This window comes from Anaerolineales bacterium (genome assembly GCA_022866145.1).
In the GTDB taxonomy this organism is placed as follows: domain Bacteria; phylum Chloroflexota; class Anaerolineae; order Anaerolineales; family E44-bin32; genus PFL42.
Genome location: JALHUE010000176.1, coordinates 1 through 7,698 on the forward strand (window position 1 = coordinate 1; position 7,698 = coordinate 7,698).

The 7,698-nt window shown below is 66.8% G+C and carries 9 protein-coding genes; 3 read left to right on the top strand and 6 right to left on the bottom strand.

The window, feature by feature from the left end:
* On the top strand, positions 1-1,387 hold a 1,387-nt coding region (locus tag MUO23_05585; protein MCJ7512425.1), incomplete at its 5' end, for an ABC transporter ATP-binding protein/permease.
* A 191-nt stretch (positions 1,388-1,578) separates the two neighbouring features.
* Complete coding sequence (locus tag MUO23_05590) at positions 1,579-2,688, top strand: hypothetical protein (protein ID MCJ7512426.1); 1,110 nt, start codon at positions 1,579-1,581, stop codon at positions 2,686-2,688.
* A gap of 18 nt (positions 2,689-2,706) precedes the next feature.
* Here MUO23_05590 and MUO23_05595 read toward each other — a convergent pair whose 3' ends face one another.
* Complete coding sequence (locus tag MUO23_05595) at positions 2,707-3,351, bottom strand: hypothetical protein (GenBank protein MCJ7512427.1); 645 nt, start codon at positions 3,349-3,351, stop codon at positions 2,707-2,709.
* Positions 3,352-3,672: 321 nt separating this feature from the next.
* Here MUO23_05595 and MUO23_05600 point away from each other — a divergent pair, with 321 nt between their 5' ends.
* Positions 3,673-4,200 carry a DUF4157 domain-containing protein gene (locus tag MUO23_05600; GenBank protein MCJ7512428.1) on the top strand — a complete coding sequence of 176 codons (528 nt, stop codon included), beginning with the start codon at positions 3,673-3,675 and terminating at the stop codon, positions 4,198-4,200.
* Between the two features lie 9 nt (positions 4,201-4,209).
* On the opposite strand, the gene MUO23_05605 is transcribed toward MUO23_05600, so the two are convergent.
* The 5 genes from MUO23_05605 to MUO23_05625 all read right to left on the bottom strand — a co-directional run bounded on the left by MUO23_05605 (position 4,210) and on the right by MUO23_05625 (position 7,534).
* Positions 4,210-5,196, bottom strand: coding sequence for a ribose-phosphate diphosphokinase (locus MUO23_05605; protein ID MCJ7512429.1), 987 nt, complete (start codon positions 5,194-5,196; stop codon positions 4,210-4,212).
* Positions 5,171-5,410 carry a GNAT family N-acetyltransferase gene (locus tag MUO23_05610; protein ID MCJ7512430.1) on the bottom strand — a complete coding sequence of 80 codons (240 nt, stop codon included), beginning with the start codon at positions 5,408-5,410 and terminating at the stop codon, positions 5,171-5,173. The genes MUO23_05605 and MUO23_05610 overlap by 26 nt, the downstream gene beginning before the upstream one ends.
* Before the next feature lie 306 nt (positions 5,411-5,716).
* Positions 5,717-6,757 (bottom strand): methylmalonyl Co-A mutase-associated GTPase MeaB, encoded by a 1,041-nt coding sequence (meaB, locus tag MUO23_05615; protein MCJ7512431.1) that lies wholly within the window; start codon positions 6,755-6,757, stop codon positions 5,717-5,719.
* 14 nt (positions 6,758-6,771) lie between these two features.
* Positions 6,772-7,182 (bottom strand): cobalamin B12-binding domain-containing protein, encoded by a 411-nt coding sequence (locus tag MUO23_05620; protein MCJ7512432.1) that lies wholly within the window; start codon positions 7,180-7,182, stop codon positions 6,772-6,774.
* Between the two features lie 64 nt (positions 7,183-7,246).
* Complete coding sequence (locus MUO23_05625; protein ID MCJ7512433.1) at positions 7,247-7,534, bottom strand: hypothetical protein; 288 nt, start codon at positions 7,532-7,534, stop codon at positions 7,247-7,249.
* Positions 7,535-7,698: the final 164 nt, after the last annotated feature.

A 7,698-nucleotide genomic window follows, 5' to 3' on the forward strand; every position in this document is an offset into this window, starting at 1 on the left:
CCAAGTGGTGAGCGGCGCCTTCCTGATCACCTGGATTGGATACTCGATGTTCAAGCAGAGCGCGCCGTACGCCCTGGTTGCGCTCGCGATCCTGCCCTTCATGGTCCTGGCAACGGTCTGGATCTCCTCCCAGGCGCGGCGGGCCTTCCGCCGTTCTCGGCGCGAGATGGGTTCAGTGAACGCCGAATTGCAGGAGAGCATCTCCGGCGTGCGCGAGAGCCAGGCCTTTGGCCGCGAGGACGAGAACATCGCAACCTTCCGCCAGGTGAACGCCGCCAACCGCGATGCCAATATCCGGGCCGTGGCCTTCACCTCCGCCCTGGCGCCGGCCCTGGAGGCCTTGGGGTACGTGGCCTTGATGCTGGTCACGGTGGTGGGCGGCATATGGTTGTTGAACGGGAGCGCCTTGCTTGGATCCACCATTTCCCTGGGCTTGATCATTACCTTCATCGCCTACGCCCAGCGCTTCAATCAGCCGGTGCAGCAGATCGCGGTGCTCTGGACCAACATCCAGGGCGCGGTCGCTGGCGGCGAGCGCATCTTCGGCCTGCTCGACGTCGTCCCAGACGTCCAGGACTCCCCCTCCGCCATCGACCTGCCGCCAATTGGCGGCGCGGTAACCTTCGAGGACGTGTGGGCGGAGTACGAAAAGGGCGTCAGCGTCCTGAAGGGCATCGACCTGCAGGCGCACCCCGGCCAGACCATCGCCATCGTTGGACCGACGGGCGCCGGCAAGACAACCATCATTAACCTGATCCCGCGCTTCTACGACGTCACCCGAGGCAGAGTGACCATCGATGGCCACGATGTCCGAGAGGTCACCGCTTCCAGCCTGCGTCGCCAGATTGGCGTTGTCCTGCAAGACAACTTCCTGTTCAGCGATACTATCTTGGAGAACCTGCGCTTTGGCCAGCCCCAGGCAACCGATGACGAAGTCAAGCAGGCTGCCCGTCTTGCCCATGCCGATCCGTTCATCCAACGGCTGCCCGACGGCTATCAGACCGTGCTGGGAGAGCGCGGCGCCGGGTTGAGCCAAGGCCAACGGCAACTGCTGGCCATCGCCCGGGCGGCGCTGGCGGATCCGCGCATCTTGATCCTCGATGAAGCCACTTCCAGCGTCGACACCCGAACCGAGCGCCTGATCCAATCGGCCCTCGAGGAGCTGATGCGCGGCCGCACCTCGTTTGTCGTCGCTCACCGCCTGAGCACGATCCGCAACGCCGACCAGGTGCTGGTGCTGCAGGGTGGGCAGATCGTCGAGCGCGGCAACCACGAGTCGCTGTTGGCCCGGCAGGGTGTCTACCACGAGCTGTACATGAGCCAGTTCCGCCGGCAAGCCGAGACGGCAAGCAGCGGCCGGCCGGGGCTGGCCGCCGCACCGGCCTAGCCATTTTTTGGGTGGGGGCCGCCTGGCCCCAGCCGGCTGCGCCCCCCTCCCGGGCACGGCACGGTCCTTGCAGGCTCAGCCCGCGCATCCGCCGGCCCGCTTCACCCCTGGGACTTGGACGGCGTAGTCCGTGGGTATGCTGGCAGACGGCGGAGGGATGCGGTAGAGTTGACGGGTGGAGGCCGGCTGACGTGCGGCTCTGCGACTACTGTGCCCTTGAGATCCAAGACGAGGCGGTGTACTGCCGTTATTGTCACCGCGAGCTCAAACCGTATGCCGGCATCCGGGGCAAGAAACGCTGTCCCTACTGCGCGGAGTGGGTCGAGCAGAGCGCCGTCGAGTGTGAGCATTGCGCCCAAGCGCTCACTCCCCCGGCTCCCAAACTTGCAGGGCCGGCAGTCGAGCCTCCCGCTGTCGCCCGCCGCGCTTGGGATCCCCGAGAAATTCTGATCGAGAATGGGTCAGCGCCCTCTCCGGGTGCGGCGGCCACCCCGTCCCCTGCCCGCCGTTCGCGGTTCTTCGGTCTGGGCGCCAAGGCCCAGTTGGCTCGCCCTCCTGTCGAGGACTCTGTGCTCGCGCCCGAGGCGGAGATCGACCTGCCAGCAAAGCGGGGAGGGCTGTTTGGTCTCGGCCGAGGGAGGAAAGAGCCCCATCCGTCAGACCCTCTCGCCCCCCAGCCAGCCGTACCTGCCGCCCTGTGGGGGGCCAGCTATGTTGAGGAGACGCCCTTCACACCCTCTGCCGATCTGGTCACCCGGGGCCGAGGCAAGCCGCCTGCCGCCGCTCCCCCACCGGCGACCTCCGGCGCCCGCAGGAGCTTGGTAGGACCGCTTCTCATGCTGGCCATGCTGGCGTTGATCGCCGTGTTCGCCTTGGTCCTCTTCCGGTCGGGCCTGCCCAGCCTGCCGGCGCTGTTTCCTGCTTTGCCGGCACCAACTGCGACCCTGCCTCCAGCCACGGCGGCGGTTCTTCCGACCGCTCCAGCCGAAACGCCCAGCGCTCAGGGAACCCCGGGAGTGCCTGCCGTCGCCAATTGCCTGCGCTGGGAAGAGGTCAGCTTGGCTGATACCGGCAAGACGATGTGTGTCTACGGCGAAGTCAAACGCTGGTTCGCCGCGGATGAGATCCCGTTTGTCGCCTTGTTCAGCGAGGAGCGTGGCACCTTCGCCATCATCGATCGCACGACCGTCCACTATGAGGCGCAGCCCGGCGTGTGCATCATGGCCACAGGCCGGGTAGAAGTGATGGCTGGCACCCGACCGTTTCTGGATGCCGATGGCGAGCTACTGACTTGTCAGTGAGCTCGCCCTCCCCCTGTTCTACCGCCCCTTCACATGCGCGGCCCAGGCGGCCTCGAAATCACGCAGTGCATTGACCGTCAGCGCATTGTCGGCCATGGCTTTGAGAACGTCGAGCGGTAGGCTGAGGTGGTGGGCGCCGGCCAGACGCGCCTCGACGGCCTCGGCCCCGGACTTTATTCCTGCCACCAGCAGGACGCAGGGCGTGCCCTCGATGGCGGCCGCGATCTGGGCGACAACGGCTGCGCCACCCCCGACAGCGCGCGACAGGCGATTGATGTAGGGCATGGCGAAATGCGCCCCGGCCTCCGCCGCCAACAACCCCTGGCTGGGAGAGAAGATGCCGGTCACGGCCACCGTGGCCCGAGCGGAAAACTCGGCGGCGAACGTGAAACCCTCCAGGGTCGCAGGCACTTTCAGGCCGACATTCGGGCCGAGGTCGAGGAACGGAGGAGCTTCCAAGGCCATGGCCGCTGCGCTCGTCTCCCTCACCTGATAGAACACCGTGCCGCTGAACAGCTCGGCCAGCTGTCGGATGGCCTCCAGCGGGTCGAAGTGGCCGGCGCGGGCCAGCAGCGCCGGATTGGTCGTGCAACCGGCGACGAAACCCAGGCGTTTCGCCTGACGCGCCTCCTCTAGGTCAGCGGAGTCCAGATACAGAGTCATTGCGCCTCCTACAGCGAAGCCAGCCGGCTACCGGGGCTCTCGACATCGTAACCCCCTGGGGCAGCGGGGACAACTGCACTTCGTCCGGGCTTGGGATTGACGCCCGCACAGCCGTGCCTGGGCTATACTGAACCCTCGTCTTCGGGGGGCACGGATCGAGGAGGATTGGGCGGTGGACAGGTGCACGGGGTTTGAGGCCCATTCGGCGCAGTCTCATGGCGCTTGGTCGCCCTCGATTCAGCCTGCCAGCTGCAAGCCCTTTGCACGCCACTTGGAAGGCCGCGTTCGCCTCGGGTCCGGCTGGCGGCGGCGAGCGCTCCGATGAGCCGGCGTAGCCTGAGCTCCTGGGAACTGGGCGAGTGCCGGCGGGTGTTTGGGGAGTCGATTGCCTGGGAGCGGGTGCAGGTCTTCGAGGATCGCGCCTGGCCGCGCTGGCTGTCCGCCGTGGGTGCCAAGCTGCGTCGTCAGCCGCCTCCCGCCCACAACGCCGTGACCTTGGGACACCGGATGTACTTCTCCCGCCGGTTGAACACGCATCCCGGGGGACCCCAGCCCCAGCGGCGCAGCGACCTTGCCTGGCTGGTCCATGAGCTGACGCACGTCTGGCAGTACGAGCGGCACGGACCCCGCGCGCTGCGGGATGCGGCGAAGCTTCACCTCGGATCGGGTGTGGACCCATACGCCTATGGCGGGGAAGCAGGTTTGTCGCCATCCCCGGCGCCCAAGTCGCTGGCGGACTTCAACATGGAACAGCAGGCGGAAATCGCCGGCGACTACTACTCCCGACTGGCCTCCGGCCAGGACACCCAGGCTTGGGAGCCGTTCGTGGAGCGGCTACGGCGGAGGTGATGGCAGAGGCTACTCGTTGAACAGCTCTCCCACCGACCGGCCTTCATGCCCCCGGATGATCACTTCCGCAAGCAGCGGCGCCACCGAGAGCACGGTCATATTCGGCAGGCGGGCGTTGGCCGGGAGCGGTAGGGTATTGGTCGTGACGATCTCGACAATCGGCGCCGACGCTAGGCGCTCGGCCGCCGGCGGGACCAGCAGCGGGTGAGTAAAGGACAGGAAGACGTCGCGGGCGCCGTGCTCCTTGACAATCCGTACCCCCTCCGTGATCGAGCTTGCGGTCAGCACCTCATCGTCCACCAGGATCACATTCTTGTCGAGCACGTCGCCGATGATCGTTGTTGCCGTGGCCCGCGAGTCATTGCCGGTGCGGCGCTTCTCGACGAAGGCCAGGGGTGTCCCCAGCTTGGCGGCGAAGTTGCGGCCCTTCTTGGCGAAGCCGAGGTCGACCGTCGCCACGACCGCATCCTGCAGTTTCTTGGCGACGAAGTAGTCGCTCAGCAGGTGGAAGGCGGTCAGCACATCACCGGGAATCGAGAAGAACCCCTGAATCTGTCCGGCATGCAAGTCGACCGTCATATATCGATCGGCGCCGGCGACCTCGATCATGTCTGAGAGCAGGCGAGCGGCGATCGAGACCCGCGGCTGATCCTTCTTGTCCGAGCGGGCGTAAGCCATGTAGGGAATCACGGCGGTGATCCGGCCGGCGGAATCGCGCTTCAGGCAGTCGATCATGATCAGCAGTTCCATGATGTTGCGGTGCAGCGGTGATCCCATCGACTGAATCACATAGACGTCCTGGCCGCGCACGCTGCCATGCAGGCGAACAAACAAGTTCTCGTTCGAGAACTCCACCAGGTCGTAGCCGCTCAGCGGTACCTTGAGATAGGCACTGATCTCCTGGGCGAGCTCCAGGCTGGCCGACCCGGCGTACAACTTGATGTCCCCATAGCCGAACATCTTCCCCATGTCAATCCCTGCCCTTCTGGGAGTCACTCCATTCGCTTCTCAGGATACCCATCCATAGCGTATCCCAATATTGCCCGTCCAGAAACCGATCCTGGCGCAGTCGCCCCTCCTCCTGGAACCCGGGTCGCCGGTAGACTGCCAGGGAGCGGGCGTTGTCCTTATACACCCGCAGGGTTACCCGGTTCAGGTTCAGGGTCTCGAAGGCCTGGCGCAGGATCAATTGCGTGGCCTGGGAGCCCACCCCCTGATCCCAGAAGCGGACATCCCCGACGTGGATTCCGAGCTCGGCATGCCGGGGCGCGGATCGATGGGCATCAAGCCGCTACAGCCGATGTGCTGCCAGGCATCACCCTGGCGGACGTCGAGCGCGAACGGGCGCTCTTCCGACGGCGCCTGCAGCATGGACTCGGTCCATCGCTCATCCTTCGCCAGGCCGCGGGGCAGGTAGCGAGCCAGACCTCTCCGGACCTCGGAATCTTCAACCATTCCACAACCCGTGGAAGATCCACCTGCTCAATCGCCCGCAGCCGGAGGCGGTCGCCCGCGATCATCCCGCCAACTCCCGGGTAAGCAGCTCCACCGCCTGGCGCGGCGAGATCTGTCGCTCGACGACGCGGCGGAGAGCCTCGTCCAGACGGTCCGCCGCCAGCCGGCCGTGGAACCACTCAGCCAGACGCTGCTGCAACAGGTGCTCGACCTCGCGCTCGGCGCGCCGCGCCTCAAGCGCTTGGCGCCCCCCGGTCGCGTCCAGGTAGGACAGGTGGCGATCGATCGCCTCGACGACGTTTGGGATTCCGGTGTCCTTCAAGGCGCTGGTAGCCAGCACCTCCGGCACCCAGCCTGCAGGCGGCGCCGGCTGCGGTCGACCCTGCGACTCGCGCTCGGACAACGGGGCATGGTGGGCATGGCCCTCGGCGGGGTGCTCCGGGTAGCCGAGGGCCAGCGCAGCCTGCAGCTGGCGCATGGCATTGTCCGCCCCGGGCAGGTCGGCCTTGTTCACCACCAGGATGTCGGCGATCTCCAGGATGCCTGCCTTGATCGCCTGCACATCGTCCCCCATTCCAGGGGCCTCCACCACCACTGTGGTGTGCGCCGTGCTGGCTATCTCGACCTCGGCCTGACCGGCACCCACCGTCTCGATCAGAATCACCTGATACCCGGCGGCGTCCAGCGCCTGCACCGTCCCGAAGGTCGCCTGCGCCAGTCCGCCCAGGGCACCCCGGCTGGCCATGCTGCGGATAAACACGCCGGGATCTCCCGCCAGGTCGCGCATGCGGATACGGTCGCCCAGGATCGCGCCCCCGGTGAACGGGCTGCTGGGATCTATGGCGACCACGGCCAACTTGGCCGGACCCGAGCCCGCTCCCGACCGCAGTCCACAGCGCCGGATGTGTGCCGCCAACCGCGCGACCAGGGAGGACTTGCCAGAGCCCGGGGGACCCGTGATGCCAATTCGATCGGCTTTGCCGCCATGAGGGTACAGGTCCGACAGGACAGCCAGACCCGCCGGATCCTCGTCTTCAATGGCCGTCAACAAGCGGGCGAGCGCCAGTCGGTCACCCTGCAGAACAGCCGCCGCCAGGTCCATGGCCGGAACGGCCCTCAGCCGGCCGGCGGACGCTGAGCGACGGCCTGCTGGAAAGCCTCGATCACATCCACGGTGCTGGTGCCAGGCCCGAAGACGGCTACCACGCCCATGCCCTTCAGGGCCGGTACATCGTCATCCGGGATGATCCCCCCGATCAAGACGGGGACGTGGGATTGGCCCTGCTGCTTTAGGAGTTCTAATGTGCGGGGGACGAGAACCATATGGGCGCCGGACAGCACGGAAAGCCCAATGGCATCGACGTCTTCATGGAGCGCCGCCTCGGCGATCATTTCCGGCGTCTGGCGCAGCCCGGTGTAGATGACTTCCATCCCGGCGTCGCGCAGGGCGCGGGCGATGACTTTGGCTCCCCGGTCATGGCCATCCAAACCGGGCTTGGCGATCAGGACACGCAGATGGGTCGGCATGCGGCGCGGTGCTCTGGGCGAACGAGGCGATTATACAACGGAGGTTCAGCTTGCGCACGCCGGCTCAGGCGCCGGGCAGCTGGTACAGCCCCATCGCCCGGTGCACCTCGCGCATCGTTTCCTGCGCCTCGCGCCGCGCCCGCTCGGACCCGGCGGCCAGCACGCGCTCGACGAGACCGCGCTCCCTCTCGAACTCGGCGCGCCGTTGGCGCAGTGGTCGCAGCAGGGCCTCCAGCGTCTCGATAAGGCGGCCCTTCACCTCGACATCTCCGACGGTTCCGCTCCGGTAGCGCACCTTCAGGTCCTCGACCTCGGCGCGGTCGCGGTTGAAGGCCGCGTGATACCGGAACACCGGATTGCCTTCCACCCGGCCGGGGGATGTCGGCCCTCACCCGCCGCGGGTCGGTGTACATGCGCCGGACCTTGGCCGCGACCACCTCGGCTGGATCCGACAGGAAGATGGCGTTGTCGAGCGACTTGCTCATCTTGGCCTGGCCGTCGATCCCCAGCAGCGTC